Source organism: Natronolimnohabitans innermongolicus JCM 12255 (genome assembly GCF_000337215.1).
Classification (GTDB): Archaea; Halobacteriota; Halobacteria; order Halobacteriales; family Natrialbaceae; genus Natronolimnohabitans; species Natronolimnohabitans innermongolicus.
On the sequence record NZ_AOHZ01000070.1, the window covers coordinates 7199 to 28212 of the forward strand.

A 21014-nucleotide genomic window follows, 5' to 3' on the forward strand; every position below is an offset into this window, starting at 1 on the left:
TTGCCCCCGGTGCTTTTGATTTCGACGTCGATGCGTCCGACCTTCTGTGACTGCCGGAGGTCCCGGAGGTCGAGTTCGTCGCCGAGCAACCCTTCGGTCTGCCCGAAGATCGCACCGACGACGTCGCTGCGCTCGACGACCCCCGCTGCGGTCACGTCGGCGTGAATGAGATACTTCGATGTGTCTTCCATGGGTCTGGCCTCGCGGATGCGGCCCCGCAACGCGGCACCGCAATCGGTTTATGTAGGTTTTGGATCGTGACGGGGAAATAGCTGTTGTCCTGTCCGAAAAACGCCGAACCCGTTTCGCGGACGGAAATCCGTCTCCGTCTCGAGCGAGCGAGTACCGAAACCCGCGCGAACCGCCGGCTCAGTACTGCGGCCGGTACCAGTACCAGTACGCCGTGACTGCCAGTAACACGACGAGACCGCCGAGGAAGAAGAGCAGACCCGGCGGCGCCGTCGAGAGCAGCGTTTCGGCCACCTCCGCGCTGTTGTCGGTCGCGGCGTCGCCGGCACCACCGTCGATTATCGGTTCGCTTCCGTCCGTCTCGTTTCCGCCGTCGGAGACAGCGGCGTCGTCGCTGTCGTTTTGCTGGATGCCGACGTCGTCGTCGGAGTCTGCGCGATCGCCGTCGGAAGCTCCGGTTCCGTCGCCGTCGCCGTCGTCGGTACTGGTTGAATCGTCCGCCTCCGCCCCTGCCCCCGCCGGCGTCGCGCTCCCGCTCGCATCCTCGACCGCCGACTCGGCCCACCCCGTGAGAGCGTGGTGAACCACGAGGCTCCCGCCCGCGAGCACGCCGAGGCCGCCGACGAACCGTGAGAGGGCCTCCCGCAGGCGGCCGGCCGTCGACTCGTCGCTGGTCACGATCAGCGGGCCGTCGGTCGTCGCGTAGACGCTCATCTCGTTGCCCCGCGAGGAGTACCACGTATCGACGACCTCGACGAGGCCGGCGTCCTCGAGTTTCTCCAGGTGATACCGGACGTTCTGAATCGAGGAGTCGATGGCGTCGGCGACGTCGCTCGGCGTTCCGGGCTCCGCGTCCAGTCGCGCGTAGATCCGACGGGCGGTCGTCGAGGAGAGCGCGCCGAAGACCGCGTCGGCGTCCTCGCCCTCGAGGTCGACGACCCGCGGCTGGCGGTCGGTGTCGTCGGGGTCGGAACGGAACGGGAACAGCCGGGCCATGTCAACTCGATTCGGACTCTCGGTGCAACCCCTATACCTTTTGTCCTCCCTGAAAGAGCAATTTTACCTTGGGAAGCGCGCTCGAGTCCGGCGATTTGCAGACTGATAGTCGAAAGTCTTCAAACGACTCGGTTGAAGGGAAACAATTACCAACGTCGACTCCAAGCACCGGACATGCGCCGTCTGGAACTCGTCGGCTGGACCGCGGTCGCGATCGTCCTCTGTGTGTTCGCGATCCCGTGGTTTCTCTGGGGCGACGCGACGACCGTCGCCGGCCTGCCGCTGTGGCTCTGGTGGCACGTCGGCTGGATGGGGCTCGCGTCGGTCGTCTTCTGGGTGTTCACCCAGCGAGCGTGGGGAATCGGGATCGAGACCGAGGGAAGATCGCCGCAGTCGACGGCCGGAACCGACGGTGATCGGCCGTGACGCTCACACTCCAACTCGGAATCATCGTCGGTTACCTGCTTCTGGCGCTCGCCATCGGCCTGTTCGCCTACCGGCTGACCGATCGAACCGCCGAGGACTTCTACCTGGCGAGTCGGACGTTCGGCACGATCGTCCTGCTGTTTACGACGTTCGCCACGCTGCTGTCGGCGTTTACCTTCTTCGCCGGCCCGAATATCGCCTACGCTCAGGGCCCGGAGTGGGTGCTCGTCATGGGGCTGATGGACGGGATCATCTTCGCGATTCTGTGGTACGTCATCGGCTACAAGCAGTGGCTGCTCGGGCAGAGCTACGGCTACGTCACCCTCGGCGAGATGCTCGGCGACCGCTTCGGCTCCACGTGGCTTCGCGGGCTCGTCGCCGGCGTCAGTCTGCTCTGGCTCTTCCCGTACGTCATGCTCCAGCAGGTGGGCGCCGGGACCGCCCTCGAGGCGCTGACCGAGGGCGCCGTCCCCTACGCCGTCGGCGCCGGCCTCATCACCGCGTTCATGATCCTCTACGTCGTCGTCGCGGGAATGCGCGGCATCGCCTGGACCGACACCGTCCAGGGCGCGTTCATGCTCGTCGTCACCTGGGTCGCCCTGCTGTGGCTCCTCGCCGTGATCGGCGGTCCCGGCGCGGCCACGTCGGCGCTCGAGGCCGAGGCGGCTCACCACCTCGCGCTCGGCAGCGACTTCTATACGGTTCAGTGGATGCTCTCGACGGCGATCACGATCGGCTTCGGCGTCGCGATGTTCCCGCAGGTCAACCAGCGCTTTTTCGCCGCGGGATCGAAGACCGTACTCAAGCGGTCGTTCGCGCTGTGGCCGATCCTCTGCGTGCTCCTGTTCGTGCCGTCGTTCCTGATCGGCGCGTGGGCCCGCGGCCTCGACGTGACGATTCCCGAGGGGGCGAACGTGCTCCCCATCGTGCTCGCCGAGTACACGCCCGTCTGGTTCGCCGCGCTCGTCATCGCCGGTGCGATGGCCGCGATGATGTCCTCCTCGGACTCGATGCTGCTCTCGGGCTCGTCGTACTTCACGCGGGACCTCTACCGCCCGTTCGTCGACCGAACGATCTCCGAGCGCCGGGAGGACCTGCTCGCCCGCATCGGCGTCGTGGCCTTCGCGACGGCCGCCTTCGCCGCCAGCCTCTGGAACCCCGCCACGCTGTTCGAACTCGGCGACGCCGCCTTCAGCGGCTTCGCCCAGCTCGCCTTGCCCGTGATGGTCGCCCTCTACTGGCGACGGACGACGCGGGCCGGAATCACCGCCGGAATCGTGGCAAGTCAGCTGTTTTACCTCTCGAGTCTCTTCCTCGGGTTCGTTCCCGCCACCTACGCCGGCTGGTCGGCCGGGCTCGTCGGAATGGGACTCGGCCTCGTCGTCACCGTCGGCGTCTCGTTCGTAACGACGCCCGCGGCCGACGAGCGGCGAGCGATCTACTTCGAGCGGCTGGGGGCCGACTGAGCCGCGGTTTCGTCTCGAGGCCCCTCGGTTTCGTTACCTCGAGGGTCCCTCGACTTTTCCGCCTCGAGGTCCCGCTTCGAACGCCTTGCCCGTGACCGCGAGACTTAGTAGCACGCCCTCGTGGACTCGCGCATGGATCTCGATCTCGACGGCAACAGCGCACTGGTAACGGCCTCCTCGAGCGGCCTCGGCTTTGCGAGCGCGCAAGCCCTCGCCGAGGAGGGCGCCAACGTGATGCTCTGCGGACGCGACGAGGAGCGCCTCGCGGACGCCCGCGCGGAACTCGCCGAGACGGCCGCGGGCGAGGTGCGAGCTACACCGACGGATCTCACCGACCCCGATCAGGTCTCTCGCCTCGTCAGCGAGACGGTCGACGCCTTCGGCGGCCTCGACCACCTCGTCACCTCCTCGGGCGGCCCGCCGAGTACGACCTTCCTCGAGACCGACGAGCAGGACTGGTACCAGGCCTACGACCTGCTGGTGATGAGCGTCGTCTGGACGCTCGAGAACGCCCACGAGCACCTGCTCGAGTCCGAGTACGGCACCGTGACCTGTATCACGTCCCGGACGGTTCGCGAGGCGGCCGACGGGCTCTTGCTGTCGAACTCCGTCCGCAGAGGCGTGATCGGCCTCGTGAAGACCGTCTCGCGGGAGTTCGCGCCCGAGATTCGGGTGAACGCGGTGCTCCCGGGGACGATCGAGACGCCCCGAATCGAGGAACTCGTCGAAGCCAACATCGAGCGCGGCGTCTACGACGACTACGAGGAGGGACTGACCGATCTCGCCGCCGACATTCCGATGGACCGGATCGGCGAACCGCGGGAACTCGGCGACATCGTGGCGGTGCTCTCGAGTCCGCGGGCGAGTTTCGTCAACGGCGTCGCGGTCCCCATCGACGGCGGCCTCCTGCGGAGTTAGCGACTGGACTGCACGCTGTTATCGGGTCTCGTCGTGACGGTGTCGGTGGCGGTCCGGTCACGGAACCGGCGTGCTTTTGACGGTGTCAGTGACGGCCTGGTCACGGAACCGGCGTGCGGTGGCGCGCGCTGTGTCGCGGTGAGCGGACAGCGAACCGCGAGACGGAGTCGTGCGAGGGATGAGTGAGTGACCAGCGGGAACGAACGAATCGGCTGGGGAGGACGTGGCGATTCCGTGCCGCCACGATACGCAGACGATTCGTTCGTTCCGCAGAGATCGTTTCATAGCAACGGGGAGGCAGAGATCGTTTCGTAGCAACGGGGAGGCAGAGATCGTTTCGTAGCAACGGGGAGGCAGAGATCGCTTCGTAGCAACGGGGAGGCAGAGATCGTTTCGTAGCAACGGGGAGGCAGAGATCGCTTCGTGGCAATGGGAAGGCGAAGATCGCTTCGTGGCAACGGGGATTTCCACGTCCTCCCCAGCCGATTCACTCGCTCTCTCCGATCGCTCGTTCATCCACTGGAAGACGCGCCGTGTCTTCCAAGCCGCCCCTCGCTTTGTCTGCTCACGGCGCGAAGCGCCGTTCGCATGGTATGCGGGACCGAGGTCCCGCACTACTCGCGACGACCTCGCACGACTTTCGTCGAGCGTCATCGCGTTCGTTCCGACGCGTCGACAGCGCGCGCCACCGCGAATTGGGTTCTCGGTCCGAAGCGGTTCTGAGAGCGGTTCTGAGCGTGCTCGAGCCCTCAATCGGCGGAAATCTGACAGCTGCCCTCGTAGGCGACGTCCTCGACCGATTCGATCTCGGGATCGTCGCTACAGACGGGACAGGACGGGTTCGCGAGGACGTCGACGGTCTCGAACGTCATGTCCATCGCGTCGTACATGAGCAACCGCCCCTCGAGCACCTCTCCCTTTCCGAGGATGTACTTGACGACCTCCGTCGCCTGGATGCAGCCGACGGTGCCCGGCAGGACGCCGAGCACGCCTGTCGTCGCGCAGTCGGGGACGGTACCGGGCTCGGGCGCCTCGGGGAAGATACAGCGGTAGCAGGGCGGAGCATCTGCGTCTTCGTCAGCCGCTTTGCTCGAGCGCTCGTTCGTAAAGAACGTTACCTGCCCCTCGAAGCGGTAGATCGCGCCGTGAGAGAGCGCCGTTCCGGTGAGCACGCAGTGGTCGTTGAGCAGGTATCGAGTGGCGAAGTTGTCGCTGGCGTCGAGTACGACGTCGTACTCGTCGACGAGGTCGGCGACGTTGGCGGCCGTAATCCGCGTTTCGTGGGGCTCGACGTCGATATCGGGGTTCAGCGCGGTCACGTAGTCCGCCGCGCTCTCGACTTTCGGACGGCCGACGTCGTCGTCGCCGTGGACGATCTGTCGCTGCAGGTTCGACCGTTCCACGACGTCGTCGTCGACGATTCCCAGCCGGCCGACGCCGGCCGCCGCGAGGTACTGAATCGCCGGCGAGCCGAGCCCACCGGCGCCGACGACCAGCACCGACGCATCGAGCAAGCGCTGTTGGCCCTCGGGACCGATCTCGTCCATGATGACGTGTCTCGAGTAGCGATCGAGCTGAGTCGCATCGAGGCGCAGGTCGCTCATACCTCCGTCTTGGGGCGAGAGCGAGAAAAGTCCGCGGGTCGGTTCGAAACCGTCGGTCGTCCTCTCTAGAGATGATTTCCCTCGTTTTGTCGGGTAACGCAGACTGACAGACTGCGAATGTTGAATAGATTCCGCGATTGAGGCAGATCTTTGGGTCTACCAAATCGTTTAATATAGTGGGGGGCATTAGCACGCCTATGGCAACCTCACCCAATGACGCCGGTGACGACGTCATCGATCAATTTCTCACGGACCGCGGTCACACCGTAGAACGAGTCGGGTGGGAGCAAGAGTATAACAAGAAGCAGTGTCCCGACTGCGGCGGCCTCCACGATCCGTCCGCCACCGCGTGTACCGTCTGTGGGTGGGAACCGACGCCGTAGGGTCGCGACGATCGACTGCGACCGATACTCGGCAACTATCAATCGACAACCCGTCGCCCTCGAGCGACTCGATTTTTGGAGCGACTACGATACAGCCACGCATACGGCCACGCCTCCGGCTATCCTCTATCCTCTCGTAGCCACCGATACCCCGCGTAGTCACCGATAGCCCCTTGTAACCGCTGACCGTCACCGCAGATCCGATCGCCGGCGAACGGTTCGGTCGGCGTGTCGAGCACCACAGTGACGACGCAGTTTCGCGTACCGAAACCGGCGCCGGCGCCGACTCTCCGTCGCGTCCCAGCGCGTAATTTCAACACATCTATTACGATACAATTATAACGTATGGTTTCCCTACACTTCGCTGAGAAGCACCATGCCGGAATGCCAGAACTGCGGTGCGTTCGTCACGGATGCGTACGCCCGCGTCTTCACACCCCGTGACGTCGACGACCCCCGCGTCTGTCCCGACTGCCAGGACAAGATCCGCGACGGCGCCGACGTCAGAACCGCCCGCTCGCCGCGAAATCCCTGATACGGATTGCTGTACCGATGTCCCGGAACAACCGCGACCCGCCGCGGTTGCGCCGGAAACGACGTACAGTACCCCGTATGACGCCTTACAGTACCCCGTATGACGCCTCCGCGCCGTGACCGCCCGCAGTAGTCGGCCGGAATCGCGACCCGTCTCACGTACCGCACCCTGAACCGACTCCCGACCCGACGACGCCGAACCGGCGGTCTCGTTCGCTTTTCGTTCGACCGTTCGTTTCCGGTGACACAGCCGTGCGACCAAACCGATAGCCGGCAGGGCCACCCCGACGACGGCCGGCGATTTTCCGTCGCCGAAAACCCACGTGACTTATGGGTATTGCGACCCTGAACAGGGATAATGGCTACTACGGAGACGAAGGTGACCCGGTTGTTCGGTGGCCCGGGCAGCGGGAAGACCACCGCACTTCTCGACCACGTCGAAGAGATTCTCGAGACGGAGGGCGTGACCTTCCGGGACATCCTCGTCGTCTCGTACACGCGAGCGGCTGCACAGGAGGTTCGCGAACGACTGGCCGAACGACTCGGCGAGAGTCCCCGCGCGCTGCAGGGCAACGTCTGTACGATGCACGCGAAGGCCTACGAGCTGCTTGATCTCTCTCGAAGCGACGTCATCGGCGAGTCCGACAAAGAGGAGTTTTGCGAAGAGTACGGCATCGAGTACGAAGACGAGTACTCGGGCGCCGGCCGCCGAACCGCCCGCTCGACGACGATCGGGAACAAGGTAATCGCGACCAGTCAGTGGCTCCAGCGGACCAGCCGTGACGTCACCGACTGGTACGACGTCCCCTTCCAGTGGGACGAAGAGGAGGTTCGACTCCCGCCCGAAATCGACCCCAACGCCCAGGAAGGCAACAAGTACACGCCCACCTGGCCCTCCGACGACGACCGGATCGACGTCCCCGAGGCGATCCGCGCCTGGCGTTCGTTCAAGGGCGAGCAGGGCAAGATCGGCTTCGCCGACATGCTCGAGCGAGTCAAACAGCGCTCGTTGCTGCCGAACGTCGACTACCTGGTGATCGACGAGTTCCAGGACATCACGACGCTGCAGTACGACGTCTACGAGGAGTGGAAATCCCACATGAAGCAGGTGCTGATCGCCGGCGACGACGATCAGGTCGTCTACTCCTGGCAGGGTGCGGACCCCGCGCTCTTGCTCGACGAAGCGGTCGACGAGGACGTAATTCTCCCGAACTCCTACCGACTCCCCTCGAACGTCCTCAACGCGGTCAACCAGGAGATCCGTCACATCGAGACCCGACAGGACAAGGACCTCAAACCCCGCAAGGAAGGCGGCGCCGTCGAGGCCCGCGCTAACGCCTCGATGCTCGACGTCGTCCGGAACGTCCGCCGGACGCTCGACCAGACCGACGGCACCGTGATGGTGTTGTTCCGGGCGCGCTACCAGATGTTTCAGTTCATCGATGAGTTCATCACCGAGGGCGTCCCCTTCACGTCGCTGACCGACCAGCGGATGTGGACCGACCGACTCACCCAGTACGTCCGCGCCATCGAGGCTATCGACGCTGGCAAGGACGTCACCGGACTCCAGGCTCGGCGCCTCGCGGACATGCTCCAGGAATCGGCGTTCGGCACCAACGAGCGCGACGACCTCTTCGACACCATCGACGAGCGCCAGGAGGAGGCCGGCATCGACGATCTGGAGGAACTGATGATCCCCGCCGAGGTCGTCCAGGACCACGTCCCGTTCATGCCCGGCCCCGCCTCGGCCTCGGACATGCTCCGGAAGGTCACCAACTTCCAGAAGAAGAGCATCCAGTCGTACTTCGCCATCGGCGAGTACCTCGGGATGGAGACCGACCGCGTCCGCGTCGGCACCATCCACTCCGCGAAGGGCCGCGAGGCCGACCACGTCATCGTCGGCACCGACCTCACCGAGAAGGTCGTCGAGCAGATGGTCGCCACCGTCGACGACCCCGAGGACGTCCCCGGCGTCGAGGAGTTCACCAAGAACACCTCGCCCGTCCCCGTCCTGACGGACAACGAACGCCGCGTCTTCTACGTCGGCATGTCCCGGGCCCGCGAACGGCTCGTCCTCCTCGAGAACCTCGTCGACGGCGCCCCCACGCTGCCGATCGACGTCCTGCTGAACAACGAGCTGACGGATACGAGCCTCGAGGAACTCGTCGAGCAGGCCCAGCAACCGACCGACGCGCCGGACGAGGGCGAGGAGGTCGAAGCCGAAGCGCCGTGACCGACGCCGAGACGACCGCCGGCGCCGAAGCGACGAGCCGCGCCGACGTCGCCACACATCTCGAGTCGCGTCTCGCGGCCGAACTCGAGGCCCGAGACGCCGCCGCCGTCGTTCACGTCGGCCCGCGCGACGACCCCGCGATTCGCTACTGTCTGTCGGCCGCTGACGGCGCCGACGCCGCCGGCACCGACCGATCTCGAGCCCAAATCCGAACCCGGCCGACCGCCGTCGCCGTTACGTTCGACGCCGACGGAACGTGGCTGGTCGAGACGCCGACCGACGCGAACGACCGCCGAGCCGCGAGTTCGGCGCCGGCGCGGTCGCTCGCTTCGAGGCTGGCCGAGCGCCTCGAGGACGACGCCGATCGCTCCTCGAGTTCGAGCGCGGTCCTGGCCCCGGCACGAATCCCCCACGACGCCGCGCTCTACCTCGAGAACGCGGGCTTCGAGCTCGCGTCGACCAACGTGTTCGACCGCGCTCGAGCGGCGAAGACGGCGGCCGAGCGCGATCGAATCGCCGCCGCACAGGCCGCTGCGAGCGCCGGAATCCGGAATGCGGCCGCGGTGCTCGCGGACGCGACCGTCGAGAACGGCCGACTCGTTGCAGACGGCGAGGCGGTGACACCCCGTGGACTCCGGACGGCGATCGACGAGGGAATCGTCGCGGCGGGTGCGTTTCCGGACGGGAACACGGTCGTCAATCCCGACGCCGGGAACGAGCCCTCGACGCTCGTCGGGAGCGATGACGACGCCGTGGCGACCGGAAACGCCACAGATACCGCCGCGGAGGCGCTCCGACCCGCCGAACCGATCGTCCTCGAGGCCGCGCCTCGCGGTCCCGACGGCTACTACGGCTCGCTCGTCCGGACGCTCGTCGTCGACGGCGAGGGCGGCCGGGACCGACGCGCCCACGTCGGCGTCACCCAATCGTTTCGATCCGCGGCGGCGATGGTGACCGCGGACGCCGAATCCGTCACCGCCGTCGAAGCCGACCTCGAGGCCGAAGTGCGCGCATTCGGCTTCGAAGAGCCCGGCGCCGTCGACACGCGCGTCTTCGGCGTCGGTCTCGAGCCCCGAGAGCGACCCGCCGCGGGCGGCGACGACATCGAACCGGGAAGCGTCGTTCGGCTCGAGTCGGCGGTTCGAATCGAGGAGGAAAGCGGAGACGGCGTCGGCGACGGGACTGACGACGAAACCGGCGGCCAGTGGCTCCGAATCGCGGATCTGCTGGTCAAGGGCCACGACGGCGAGCGCGCCCAGTATCTGGCCGCGCCGTCGCGGTCCCTCGAGCCGTCGGCGCTGCTCGAGTAACGAGGGTCCGTGCCGTGGCTCGACTCAGTCACTGGGGACAGAGATAGTTACTCGCTCGAGTCGGCATCGCTGTCGTTCAAATCGCGATTAGCGCCGTCGGCCGCGTTCGCACCGGCCTCGGATTCGTCGGTCTCGGGTTCGTTCTCGGAGCCCCGAAACCGACGGTAGACGCTGACGACGCCGTCGGCGATCGGCTCGACGATCCTGAGGGCTGCGATAATGTAATCAGCCACTGTTCTCTCACCGTATTCCGGACAGCGCGAAATAAGTCATTCGACGAACCAGTACGCCGAGGTCGGCGGCTCGCTCACCGCTCGTCGTCGCGCGGAACGTCCACTACGTCCTCGTCGTCCGACTCGCGACTCGAGTCGCCGACGACCGAGCCGGCGACTCGCTTGGCCGCGAGGCCCGGAAGGTCGCCGGGCGTCGTCAGCCGATGCTGAACGAGAACGAGGCCGACCGAGAGGCCGAGCAAGATCGCGCCGGTCGTCGTCTCGCCGCGGACGAGCAGGAACTCGAGTCCGGCCAGCGCGGCGGGGATCGCGAGCACGAGGACGCCGGCGAGTTTGATCGTGTCGATGAGTCCGGCCATTAGCGGTCGCTAGCGCGGGCTCGGTCAAAAGGGCGGCGCTGCGTCTCGCCGGCGGACGCGATCCGGTCACGGAACTGGAACGCGTTCCGCCTTCGGAACGGCTTTATCCGTCGGATGGCAGGATCGAATATGTTCACAGGAATCGTCGAGGAGACCGGCGAGATCGTCGCGCGCGAACGCACCGACGACGGCCTCCGCCTCCGGATCGGCGCCGACGAGGTCGCGACGGGCCTCGAGCACGGCCAGAGCATCAGCGTCAGCGGCGTCTGTCTCACCGTCGAGCGCTTCGAGGACGGATCGTGGTTCGAGGTCTTCCTCGCGACCGAGACCGTCGAGCGGACCTACCTCGGAACCCTCGAGGAAGGCGACGTCGCCAACTTAGAGCGGGCGATGCCCGCGGAGGGTCGGTTCGACGGCCACGTCGTACAGGGCCACGTCGACGCCGTCGCGACCGTCCGAGCCGTCGAATCAGTCGACGAAGACTGGTTCTTCGAGTTCGATCTTCCCGAGGGGTACGAACGGTACGTCGTCGAGAAGGGGTCGATCACGCTCGACGGGATCAGTCTCACCGTCGCCGACCTCGACACGGAGAACGGCCGCGTCACCGTCGCAATCATCCCGACGACCTACGAACTCACGACGCTCTCCGAAAAGGAGCCTGGCGACGAGGTCCACCTCGAGGTCGACGTGCTCGCGAAGTACGTCGAGCGGCTGCTCGAGGAGCGATTCGCGTAGCAACGGCGACGAGACGTTCGGCGGATCGACATCTCCGCCGTCTCAGGCGCCCGGCACGCCAAACGCGCCGACCCCGAGCCCGAGCAGGAGGTCGAGCACGAAGATAATGGCGAGCGCGGCCGCCCAGGCGACGACGCCGATCAGGGCAGCGGCGATCCAGCCGCCGGGGTAGCGCCAGTTGATTACCCAGATCCAGGCGAGCAGGGCCAGCAGCGGACCGAACAGCGGGATCCAGGCGGTCAACGCCCAGACGATCGCCCCGAACAGCGCCGTCCAGACGGCGTGCGAGTAGTCCTCGACGTCGACGACGATCGAGGCGCCGATAAAAATCGCCAGTCCGCCGACGAGCAGTGCGACGACGAACGCGACGAGCGAGCCGATAAGTGCAACCATCGCCGTCGACTATAGTAGCGCTTGCAAGTCAATGCACACCCGATCGCAGGACTGCATTGCGATCGGTGTGTAAATCGTTGCAAGCGCTACTATACACGGTCGACGAAAATAGGTACTTCGCCGAGACTATCACAACTATCGACTCCGACTGCAGAGCCGAGGGCGGTTCGGCGAGCGGCCGACGTTTCGGCCACCGGACGAGTCGTCGGTGCCAGCCGCTCACTCCGGACGCTCGCCGTCGGCGTCCAGCCGCTGGCGACACTGCTCGAGCAACGCGATTTGCCGGCGTATCATCGCCGCGGCCTCCTCGCTCCCGTTCCCGTCGGCCGCCTGGGCCTCGAACTCGTCGCGCATCGCCCGTAACTGCTCGAGATGGGCCGCGAGTTGGCTGGAGAGCGCCTCGTCCCCGAGTGGCTGCTCGTCCTCGTGATCCTCGTCGGGGCCGTCCGCCGTTCGAGTCCGCCCTCGCTTCCGGTTGCGGGTTCCGCTCGCTTCGAACCCGCCGCCGGTCATCGACTGGAGGACGGTGAAGTACCCTCGAGTAGCCGCCTGGGTCGCCTCGAGGCTCCCGCGCTGGGCGGCAAGCGGCGTCTCGATCGCAGCCCGCTGCGCGGCGAGCAGAGCCGAGAGCGGCGTCGACCGCCGCCGCTGGTCTCGTCCTCGCGCCGGCGCGCTCGATTCTTCCGTCGGGCGTCCGGAGTCGGTCGGGCGCTCACCGTCGTCGACGCCGTCCGACTCGCTCGAGGTCTCCGACGGTTTCGTCGCCTCGAACTCGTCCGTAACGCGCTGACGAGCGACCGCGTCGGGATCGTCGTCGCCGTCCGACGCCGAGCCGGCGACGGCGTCGGGCCCGATTTCGGGTTCGGTTTCCGACTCGCGTGCCGACGTTGCGGCCGACTCGATATCGACGGTCGCGAGCACGTCGCCGGCCGACTGTTGGGTCGCCGTCTCGGCATTCCTCGCGTCGTCGGCCGCCGAATCCAGCTCGTTTTCGGGTCGCGGATCCGCCTCGGGTGACGGTCGCTCCTCGACGTCGGGATCGAGACTCGTCTCCGGCCGCGCGTCCGTCTCCGAAGGGGAACTCGTCGCCGCCTCGAGGTCGGTTCCGAGATCGATCTCGGCGGCCGGATCGGCGTCGCTCGCGTCGCCGTCGGCACCGCGATCACCGTCTTCGGTTCCGACCTCGCTACCGCTCGAGGCCGCGGCCTCGAGATCGACGCCAGTATCGAGTTCGTCGGCGGGATCGTCCGTCTCAGTCGCGTCTTCGTCCGACTCTTCGCCGTCGGCGGTCGCGGCCGCTTCGAGATCGACGCCGGTCTCGAGTTTGCCGACCGAGGTCGCCTCTTCGCGCTCCGTTTCCGTCGCAACGTCGCCGATCGGGACGTCCGTCCGCATCGAGTCGGTCGAGTCGGTCGCGTCGGTCGTCTCGTCCGAATCGGTCGGTTCCGCCACGTCCGTCGGCTCGGTCGCTGGTTCGGCCACGTCGTCGGATTCGGCTCGTGGATCCGCCACCTCGTTGGAATTTCCTCGAGACTTCGCCACGTCGTCAGGTTCGGCCGTCGACTCGGCCGGCTCTTGGACCTCGCTCTGGTCGATCGCGTCGCTCGTATCGTGGGCTCCGACTTCGCCCGAAATTCCGGTTCCGGGTGGATCCTCGAGGTCGTCCGTCGGACCACCAGCCTCATCGGCCGACGCTCGCACGTCCGGTTCCCCCTCGTTCGTCTCGTCTTCGTCGATCGTTCCGGGCGACTCGTCGGCTCCCGTCGCCGCGTTCGACGCCTCGGCGACCGATTCGGTATCGCCGCCGGTTCCCGGCTCGCGTTCAGCGGCGGTACCCGACTCGAGGGCCGGTTCGGCCGCGGAGTCGGTCGACCGCTCTGCGGGCTGTCGGTCCGCAGTCGACGTTTCGCCGTCGACGACTGCGTCACCGTTTTCTTCGTCTTCGCCGTCGATTCCGCTGTCGGATTCGTCTTCGAACGCGTCCGCCTTCGTTCCCTCGAGACGAACCGTCTCACTGGTCACCTCGTCGACGTGTGCCTCGCGGATCGTGACGGTCTCTCCCTCTCCGCCTCGCCAGCCGAGGGCGGCCCTGATCGAGTCGACGACGCCGGCGCGAGGCTCGACGCGGGCGGTGTCGTCTTCGACGTCGGTGACGTAACCGATCACCTCGCCGTTCTCGTTTTCGACGGTCTTATCGAGGTCGTCGTCCGTAAACGTGGCACTCATGGGGGAATCTGCCGGGAGGGCTGGGCAAGCCAATGCTGCCTGCACCAGCGGGCCGCGCGATCGGGTCGCTCTCGGCGCCGGTTATCGGCTTGGCGGATCGAACTCGGTGAGCTCCGACTTCGGCTCCGGTCCGGTGTCGTCCCTGGCGGTTCGGTACGCTCGGCGGTAACGAACGATCTTCCGGTAGAGGTAGTAGCCGACGACGAGGTCGAAGGCGATCACGTAGCTGACGAACGCGAGTCCGTAGGGTATCGCATAGAGGCCAGCGAGCAGATCGGGAACGATGCCGACCGTGGTGTTGTAGGTCGCGTGGACGAACGCGGCGATCAACAGTCCCTTCGCGACGATCGGCCCGGCGTTCTCGGGGTTGAACTTCGCGAGGCCGAGGTAAAAGCCCGCGATCGCGGAGTAGATAACGTGACCCGGGCCGACGAGTGCGCGAACAGTTGTGATTCCAGTTGCGGCGGTGAGCGCGCCGACGTCGGTCTGGGCGACCTCACCGGAGATGTAGATCGCGTTTTCGATGGCGGCGAACCCCAGCCCGGCGACCGCGCCGTAGACCGCGCCGTCGATCACCGCGTCGAACGAATCGCTGCGGTAGGCGAAGACGCGAACCGCGAGGAGTTTGACGGCCTCCTCGACGGGGCCGACGATCAGATAGAAAAAGAGCACCATCCCGATCAGCGGGATGCCCTGGAGCAGGGGACCGACCGTGGAGTTGACCACGGCCGCGAACGTCGCGAAGAGCACGGCCAGGACGAACGTCGCGACCAACAGTCCGAGCGGTTCGTTCGTCGTGATATCGGAGTACCAGATGAAGGCGGCCAGCAGCGCCGCCGGGACGACCGACAGCGCGAAGAACAGGGCGAGTGCCGGTTCGTCGATCACCAACACCGCCGGCTGGACGAGCAACACGAGCGTAATGGCGAGCGCGACGAAGAGCACGATCCCCTGTAGTCCGTAACTGACGCCGCCGTAGACGGCTACGGCGAGTCGATCGAGCGCGGATCGCGGCTCCCACGACGATACCTCGTAGAGATCGGCCGACTCCTCGCTGGCTTCTTCGACCGGATCGCGCCGTCGGTCCATGGATCTACGCGGGTATTCGACGGCCTCGCCGGTAAGCGTTCGGCGGCAGCTGCACCTTGTATGATATTAACTCTCAAGATCTGTATAAGGATCGTGCTTATGCGTGTTCGCCTACCAGAACGGACAATCATGTACAGTGGCAGCCGCGGTATCCTCTACACCGCGCCACCGAACGCTGAGGAGAACAGCGAGAAGTCGACCACCGAGGCGACGACAGCCGACGCGGACGACGAGATCACGGCGACGGCACCGACCGAGGGCAGCGACGGACTCGCAGCCGACGACTAACAGCTTTAGCAGCGGTCGATCCCGGTCCAGTTTTCGTGGCCCGGACTCGGAATCCACAAAGGCCTCGCTGGCCAACCCTCGAGCATGCACTTCGACCAGCGAACCCAGCAGGCGCTTCGCGACGTCGGCCTCGAGACCGAGGACCTTCGCGCGGCTTCGGACGCGGTCGTCGAGGCCGTCGAAACCGACGCGGCGGCGCTCGAGGACTTCTTCGACGAGCACGACACCGTCCACTCGGATATGGACATGGCTCACTCGAGTTCCGACTACCCCGAGCACACGGTCGAGTATCTGGATCTCACGACCCACGCCGACGAGATGCGCGGCTGGCTGCGCTTCGACGCGTGGGGCGTCTACGTCGAGAACGGACGGATTCTCCCGGACGAGTCAGTCGAACTGACGCTCGGCCCGACGATCAACGACCGCGTCCGGTTCGCGCCGGATCGGGAGACGCTGGAGTGATCGCCGTGGCAGAGAGCGAGATCGACGTCGCCGACGAGCCGGAGGGCCGACGATGACGACGGTTCGCGTCCGCGGCATCTACACCACGGCGCTCACGGAGCTGCTCGGCAACCGCGGCCTCGAGGTCGTCCAGGCCTCGGATCCCATCGAAGCGCGATTCGACGAATCGTTCGAAACCGCGCCGGCGGCGGTCGCGATCGAGACGACGCGTGACAGACAGGGCGTCGAACTCTCCGGCGACGCCGAGACGGTCGCCGCGGTTGCGAGCGAACTCGAATCCCTCGCGATCGATAGCTTCCGCTGGGCCGATGACGTCCCGCGAAGGGGCGTCTTCGACGCCGAAGTGATCGACGCGGGCGGCGGGAGCGGGGCGGTCGTCGACCTTGGTGACGGCCGTCGCGGCTATCTGAAGTACGACGACGTCGACGGCTACGTCGACGAGGGCAACCGCTATCGCGTGCAGGTCACCGAGCCGACACCCCCGTGGAGCGACGACGAGCCGCGCGTCGAACCGACCCTCGAGGTCGGCGGCGGACTCGTCGCCCTCTCGCGCGATCGGTCGGGCGTTTCAGCGGCACTCCGGGGTGTGGAAGCCGAGGAACTCGTCGGGATGACCGACCTCCTGTCCGTCGACACCCCCGAGGACTGGGGCGTTCGCTGGCAGCACGCGGCCGCCGACGCCGACCTCGAGGCGATGGGAACCGCCCTCGAGCGGGCCGCCGATCGCGCGGCGTCGCTCGAGGCCGAACTCGAGGACGCGCCGGACGATCCGGACGAACCCGGCGCGCAGGTCACGCCGCGGTCGACGACGTGGATCTGGTTCGGCCGCGAGTCGCGGTTCGCGCTGGACGGCGTGCGCCGCGGCGTCGAGACGACGATGCCGGGCCACCACCGCGCCAAGACCGCCGACCGGGCTGCGAGTGCGGCCGTCGACTTCGCGGAGGCCGTCTGCGGCTCGAACGGCGGCGGATTCGGCGGGGCGAACGAGGACGGACAGCTCGACGACGACGCGTTCCCGTTCGACGCGGTCTCCCGCCAGTTCGGTCCGACCGCCGGCGACCGGATCACCCTCGGACACGGAAAACCGGACGGGACGCTAATCACGCTCGGCCGCGGCGAGGTGACCGACTGGAACGCCGACGGCTCGATCACGCTCGAGCGATCGATGCGCGGCGGCGGCAGCTACGACGCGCTCGGCGTGGCGAAAGAAGACGGCGACGTCGCCGTCACGAAACTTCGCGAGGGCCGCTGGTGGTATCCGACGACCTACAAAGACGAGACCGGCCGGGCGAAAGGGACCTACGTCAACGTCTGTACGCCCGTGGAACTGTTCCCCGATTCGGCCCGGTACGTCGACCTCTACGTCGACGTGATCCGAACTCCGGACGGAACGGTCGAGGTCGTCGACGCCGGCGAACTCGAGGACGCCGTCGCGGCGGGCCACGTCTCCGAACCGCTCCGTGAGAAGGCGATGGGCGTCGCCGAGGCGGTCCGGCGCGCGCTGTCGAACTAAGGTAAGACGAGTTTCGATCTCCGCTTCGGTCACTCTGGCTGTTTAGGTTATAAACTCGAGTCAGTCGGACGCCGAGCGCACGTCGCTGACCGACTGCTCCGCTGGGATGAGATGGACGTAGTCGTCGAGGTCGAGGGCGAATCCGTCCGCGGTCGCCGGATCGATCCAGCGCAGATGGAACTCGGCGCCGTGTTCCTCCCCGCCGTCGGTGACGGTGTGAGTCCACTGATCACGCGGTTCGTGGACGTGCGAGTGAAAGAAGTGTCTGACGTAGCGTTTGGGCGGCTGCTCGCGGCGTGTCCAGACGTCGGTCGTCAGATGCGTCGCGCCGTGGAGCGCGACGAGGCCGCTCTCTTCGCGGACCTCCCTGTACAGCGCTTCGATCGGCTTCTCGCCGTCCTCGAGCGTTCCCTTCGGAATCTGCAGCCCCTCGTGGCCGGGACCCTCGAAGACGAGTAACTCCCCAGTTGCGCGGGTGATGTACGCGCACGCTTTCTGGACGTACGTGACCTCAGTCATGTTAGGAAGTGGCACAATGTGCGGCTGTAAAAACGTATCCCCAGCACACCTAGAACGAACTAAGGGAATTTCGAACGATTCTACTCGCTACTGGCGCTCGATTCGGCGGCTGTTCGCTCGACGAACCGTTCGGATTGCGTTTGTGGTCGGTCACGCGGCCGACGACTCGGGCGCGAAATCGGCGTCGGCGACTGGGGCGCCACAGACCGGACAGCCGCTTTGCAGCGTCGCGTCGCGCATCGAGTCGGTCACCGCGAACGCCCGCCGACAGTCCGGGCAGGTAAATTCGTAGGTCATGCTCTCTTCACACTTCTACTTTCGTCCGGTATCGCCATAGGACGATGACCCAGATATAGAGGGGGCTATATACCGTCCGTCGTCGAGGGCCCGTCCGTCCGACATCCGTCAGTCGAGACTGACCATCGCAGGGGCCTCGAGCAGCGTCAACTGTATGAGCGCTCACTGACTAGTGGTATCAATGTCCACGCTGAACGACGAGATGGCGACCGTTCGGTCGGACGTCGACGACGTTCGAGACCACATTAGAGCCGAGGTGCCGAAGCTCTTCGAGTTCGATGTAACGGTCGGAACGATCTCGTACAACGCCAACAGCGACAGCGTCTCCGTGACCGTCGAACCGAGCTCTCGAGCACGCGAGCAGCTGTCCGACGAACTCGGCGGCGTCAACGTCAGAACCGACGGCCAACTCGAGTTCGAGTTCAGGGTGACCAACACCGACGCCGAGTAATCGGCCTCGTCGATTCGCGACGCTCGAGCGACGGCCGACGTGCGCACCGTCCCACCTCGGTGACCGTCAGTGGCGACCCTTTCTCGAGTGCACGTCCGTGTCGTCTCGACGAAGCGGTCGCCGACCGGGCGTCGAGATCGAGTTCGTTCTCGACGCCTCTCGAGTGTTCACTTCGTTTTCGACTTGGGCGTCTCGTATTTGTCCGTTTTCTTGCCCTTCTTGTCTTTCTTATCCGGCTTATCCGGCTTGTCCGGGTCCTCCTTCGTGAATCGCTGGATCGGCCCGGCGACGACGACGTCGTTAGCGACGCCGAGCGCGCGGAACTCGTAGACGACTCCCGTCTCGAGATCGCCGATCTCGTCGCTAAACGGACCTGGCTCCGTGAGGGTCTGAGGGGCCGTCTCGAGCCACTCTTCGGCGCCGACGATTCGGTACTGGAAGAAGACGTCGACCGCTTCGAAGTCGCCGAGGGTCACGAGTCGACCGTTGAGCGTGGCGGTCGACTCGTTGACGTCCGTCGCCGGATCGGTGGCAACGTCGGGCAGGTCGACGTCGGGAATCTCCTTCTGGAACGTCAGCGTCTCGCCGGTCGCCCGCGTGTCGTTTGCAACGGCGACCGCACGGTACTCGTATTCGACGCCCTGTTCGACGTCGACTTCCGCGCTGAACGGACCGGGTCCGGTGAGCGTCTCCGGCTCCGTCGGGGTCCACTCGTCGGCGCCGACGGGTCGATACTCGAAGAAGACGTTCACGTCGTCGAAGTCGCCGAGTTCTCTCAGTTCACCGTTGAGCGTCGCCGTCGATTCGTTGATCTCTGTCGCCGGACCGGTGACGACCGTCGGCTTCGTGATGTCGGGCACGTCGTCTTTGGTGAACGTGAGGATGGCGCCCCGCACCGTCGTATTGTCGGGTGCGACGGCGACCGCGCGGAACTCGTAGTCGGTCCCCGGTTCGACGTCGATTTCGGCGTCGAACGGACCGGGTTCCGTGAGCGTCTGAGCATCGGTCGTTTCCCAGATGGCCGTTCCCTGTTCCCGGTATTCGAAGAAGACGGAAACGGAACCGAAGCCGCCGAGGTTCTCCAGAAACCCGTTGAGGATCGCCGTCGAATCGTTGACCTCGGTCGCCGGCTCCGTGGTGACCGTCACGTCCGGAATGTCGTCCGGATCTTCCACGCAGCCACCCTCGCTGATCGTCAGGCGCGGGTTGGCGCCGCCACCGTTGAACCGGACGACCGCGCTCTCGACGGTGCCGCCACCGTCTTTGAACACCTCGAACTGCAGTGCGCCACGGCCGCCACCCGGGAAGAACCCCTCTACGGTTTGCTCCGTTCCGTCCGCGAACTGGACCGTGAGCTCCGCAGGCAACTCAAGCGCCTGCGGCCCGCCGGGCGTGAGTATCCACTTCCAATACCCGAGCTCTCCGGGGCACTCCTGGGTCGCGTTTTCGCTCCCGAGGTTGCCCCACTGCAGCTCGCGGGCAAACTCGCCGTTGTCGGGATTGTCGTCGCTCGAGTCAGCGTCCGTTTCATCGTCGTCCGGTTCGTCGTCATTGCTGCCGAGGCACCCGCTGAGCCCGACAACAGTCACACCGCTCGCTGCGAGGAATCGTCGTCTGTTGGTCGAATCGACCATGGCCGGACAGGAGCGGTATTGTATTATTGTTATTGTCTCTTTGAACAGTTTTGAAGATCTATACGACATCGTGACGAGCACGGAAGAGCGGTGTCTCGACCGTCACTGCGCGTCTCCCCCTCGACGACTCTCTGTCCGTGTTTCATCGGTCCGGTGGTGACGGTTCTCGATGCGGACGTGATCAGTAGGGTGCGGTGTACGTTCTCGAGATGGGCAGCCAGCTCATCGACCGATTGGAGTCAGTGAAAATCGCGGCGAGTAGGGAGTGGCAAGAAAGCCAGTATCGCCTGCTTGTCGAGGCGAAAATAAGCAGCTAACGCGTGTTTTACAGACCCTACGGTCGCGGCGCCTGCCGACGAATGCCAGTAGTTGGACGCGTTGACCGACCGAACTGCTCGAGGAGCGACGAAACGAACCGTGGGTCGCCTCAGACGGGTTACTGTCCGCCAGTTCCGGCGCACCCGCGACCCGGGCGGCGGGTGCGCCGGGACATCGGGACAGCAATCCGTCTCAGTCTGCCGCGAGCTTGTCGAGTCCCGCCGACTCGATGTCCTCGCCGTCGACCGAGGAACGAAGCGAGTCCATCCCGTCGTCGCGGTCGATCTCGAAGTCGTTGGCGTACAGTTCCTCGACGCGGGCCAGTTCGTCCTCGGAGAGTTTGGGGACCTCGCTTGCGGCCGCCCACTCGTCGATGTCGGCTTTCGTGCGGAACGTTGGCGTGACGCTCGCGACGGGGTCTGTCTCTTATACACATCT

Annotated in this window: 22 protein-coding genes and 2 pseudogenes (1 of these 24 cut by a window edge); 12 read left to right on the plus strand and 12 right to left on the minus strand. The window is 65.9% G+C overall.

Going from position 1 to position 21014, the window contains the following annotated elements; translation table 11 throughout:
* Positions 1 to 191 (minus strand): annotated as a pseudogene (dnaG, locus tag C493_RS14815) (DNA primase DnaG); it reaches 1185 nt to the left of the window's first position.
* A gap of 178 nt (positions 192 to 369) precedes the next feature.
* Entirely contained in the window at positions 370 to 1185 is an 816-nt protein-coding gene (locus tag C493_RS14825) for an ArsR/SmtB family transcription factor (protein ID WP_007260276.1), read from the minus strand.
* A gap of 174 nt (positions 1186 to 1359) precedes the next feature.
* Between C493_RS14825 and C493_RS14830 the strand changes: the two genes are divergently transcribed.
* From C493_RS14830 to C493_RS14840, 3 genes are all read left to right on the plus strand, one after another.
* Positions 1360 to 1611, plus strand: coding sequence for a DUF3311 domain-containing protein (locus tag C493_RS14830; RefSeq protein WP_007260277.1), 252 nt, complete (start codon positions 1360 to 1362; stop codon positions 1609 to 1611).
* The gene (locus C493_RS14835) at positions 1608 to 3077 is read left to right on the plus strand and encodes a sodium:solute symporter family protein (protein ID WP_007260278.1); all 1470 of its coding nucleotides are present in this window, start codon (positions 1608 to 1610) and stop codon (positions 3075 to 3077) included. The genes C493_RS14830 and C493_RS14835 overlap by 4 nt, the downstream gene beginning before the upstream one ends.
* A 132-nt stretch (positions 3078 to 3209) precedes the next feature.
* Positions 3210 to 3995 carry an SDR family oxidoreductase gene (locus tag C493_RS14840; protein WP_007260279.1) on the plus strand — a complete coding sequence of 262 codons (786 nt, stop codon included), beginning with the start codon at positions 3210 to 3212 and terminating at the stop codon, positions 3993 to 3995.
* 749 nt (positions 3996 to 4744) lie between these two features.
* Here the strand turns inward: C493_RS14840 and ubaA are convergent.
* A complete protein-coding gene (gene ubaA / locus C493_RS14845) occupies positions 4745 to 5599 on the minus strand; it encodes an SAMP-activating enzyme E1 (RefSeq protein ID WP_007260280.1) in 855 nt (284 codons plus the stop codon).
* A gap of 197 nt (positions 5600 to 5796) precedes the next feature.
* Between ubaA and C493_RS22275 the strand changes: the two genes are divergently transcribed.
* From C493_RS22275 to C493_RS14860, 4 genes are all read left to right on the plus strand, one after another.
* A complete protein-coding gene (locus C493_RS22275; protein WP_082681725.1) occupies positions 5797 to 5982 on the plus strand; it encodes an HVO_0416 family zinc finger protein in 186 nt (61 codons plus the stop codon).
* Between the two features lie 376 nt (positions 5983 to 6358).
* On the plus strand, positions 6359 to 6517 hold the full coding sequence (locus tag C493_RS23475) for a DUF7563 family protein (RefSeq protein WP_007260282.1): 159 nt from the start codon (positions 6359 to 6361) through the stop codon (positions 6515 to 6517).
* Positions 6518 to 6874: 357 nt separating this feature from the next.
* On the plus strand, positions 6875 to 8749 hold the full coding sequence (locus C493_RS14855) for a UvrD-helicase domain-containing protein (protein ID WP_007260283.1): 1875 nt from the start codon (positions 6875 to 6877) through the stop codon (positions 8747 to 8749).
* Positions 8746 to 10059: a M24 family metallopeptidase gene (locus C493_RS14860; RefSeq protein WP_007260284.1), complete on the plus strand. Its 1314-nt coding sequence runs from the start codon at positions 8746 to 8748 to the stop codon at positions 10057 to 10059. The genes C493_RS14855 and C493_RS14860 overlap by 4 nt, the downstream gene beginning before the upstream one ends.
* Before the next feature lie 47 nt (positions 10060 to 10106).
* On the opposite strand, the gene C493_RS14865 is transcribed toward C493_RS14860, so the two are convergent.
* Both C493_RS14865 and C493_RS14870 read right to left on the minus strand, forming a co-directional pair.
* Entirely contained in the window at positions 10107 to 10292 is a 186-nt protein-coding gene (locus C493_RS14865) for a hypothetical protein (protein WP_007260285.1), read from the minus strand.
* 74 nt (positions 10293 to 10366) lie between these two features.
* Positions 10367 to 10651 (minus strand): DUF7533 family protein, encoded by a 285-nt coding sequence (locus C493_RS14870; RefSeq protein ID WP_007260286.1) that lies wholly within the window; start codon positions 10649 to 10651, stop codon positions 10367 to 10369.
* Between the two features lie 129 nt (positions 10652 to 10780).
* On the opposite strand from C493_RS14870, the gene C493_RS14875 reads away from it, so the two are divergent.
* Positions 10781 to 11386: a riboflavin synthase gene (locus tag C493_RS14875; protein WP_007260287.1), complete on the plus strand. Its 606-nt coding sequence runs from the start codon at positions 10781 to 10783 to the stop codon at positions 11384 to 11386.
* Between the two features lie 42 nt (positions 11387 to 11428).
* On the opposite strand, the gene C493_RS14880 is transcribed toward C493_RS14875, so the two are convergent.
* The 3 genes from C493_RS14880 to C493_RS14890 form a co-directional block, all read right to left on the minus strand.
* Positions 11429 to 11779: a hypothetical protein gene (locus C493_RS14880; RefSeq protein ID WP_007260288.1), complete on the minus strand. Its 351-nt coding sequence runs from the start codon at positions 11777 to 11779 to the stop codon at positions 11429 to 11431.
* 219 nt (positions 11780 to 11998) lie between these two features.
* Positions 11999 to 14005: a midas domain-containing protein gene (locus C493_RS14885; RefSeq protein WP_007260289.1), complete on the minus strand. Its 2007-nt coding sequence runs from the start codon at positions 14003 to 14005 to the stop codon at positions 11999 to 12001.
* A gap of 81 nt (positions 14006 to 14086) precedes the next feature.
* Positions 14087 to 15094, minus strand: a complete 1008-nt coding sequence (locus C493_RS14890) for a PrsW family intramembrane metalloprotease (protein ID WP_007260290.1) — start codon at positions 15092 to 15094, stop codon at positions 14087 to 14089.
* 129 nt (positions 15095 to 15223) lie between these two features.
* Between C493_RS14890 and C493_RS23110 the strand changes: the two genes are divergently transcribed.
* The 3 genes from C493_RS23110 to C493_RS14900 all read left to right on the plus strand — a co-directional run bounded on the left by C493_RS23110 (position 15224) and on the right by C493_RS14900 (position 17357).
* Positions 15224 to 15382 carry a hypothetical protein gene (locus C493_RS23110; RefSeq protein ID WP_161606907.1) on the plus strand — a complete coding sequence of 53 codons (159 nt, stop codon included), beginning with the start codon at positions 15224 to 15226 and terminating at the stop codon, positions 15380 to 15382.
* Positions 15383 to 15466: 84 nt separating this feature from the next.
* Positions 15467 to 15844 carry a DUF7532 family protein gene (locus C493_RS14895; RefSeq protein WP_007260291.1) on the plus strand — a complete coding sequence of 126 codons (378 nt, stop codon included), beginning with the start codon at positions 15467 to 15469 and terminating at the stop codon, positions 15842 to 15844.
* Positions 15845 to 15896: 52 nt separating this feature from the next.
* Complete coding sequence (locus C493_RS14900; protein WP_007260292.1) at positions 15897 to 17357, plus strand: DUF402 domain-containing protein; 1461 nt, start codon at positions 15897 to 15899, stop codon at positions 17355 to 17357.
* Between the two features lie 60 nt (positions 17358 to 17417).
* Here the strand turns inward: C493_RS14900 and C493_RS14905 are convergent, their stop codons facing one another.
* Both C493_RS14905 and C493_RS14910 read right to left on the minus strand, forming a co-directional pair.
* Entirely contained in the window at positions 17418 to 17876 is a 459-nt protein-coding gene (locus tag C493_RS14905) for an NUDIX hydrolase (RefSeq protein WP_007260293.1), read from the minus strand.
* A gap of 150 nt (positions 17877 to 18026) precedes the next feature.
* On the minus strand, positions 18027 to 18173 hold the full coding sequence (locus C493_RS14910) for a DUF7560 family zinc ribbon protein (RefSeq protein WP_007260294.1): 147 nt from the start codon (positions 18171 to 18173) through the stop codon (positions 18027 to 18029).
* 181 nt (positions 18174 to 18354) lie between these two features.
* Here C493_RS14910 and C493_RS14915 point away from each other — a divergent pair, with 181 nt between their 5' ends.
* Positions 18355 to 18624, plus strand: coding sequence for a hypothetical protein (locus C493_RS14915; protein ID WP_007260295.1), 270 nt, complete (start codon positions 18355 to 18357; stop codon positions 18622 to 18624).
* Positions 18625 to 18791: 167 nt separating this feature from the next.
* Here the strand turns inward: C493_RS14915 and C493_RS14920 are convergent, their stop codons facing one another.
* Positions 18792 to 20258, minus strand: a complete 1467-nt coding sequence (locus C493_RS14920; protein WP_007260296.1) for a hypothetical protein — start codon at positions 20256 to 20258, stop codon at positions 18792 to 18794.
* A gap of 510 nt (positions 20259 to 20768) precedes the next feature.
* Positions 20769 to 20996: pseudogene (locus C493_RS23880) on the minus strand (aldo/keto reductase); the annotation flags it as partial.
* Positions 20997 to 21014 lie beyond the last annotated feature (18 nt).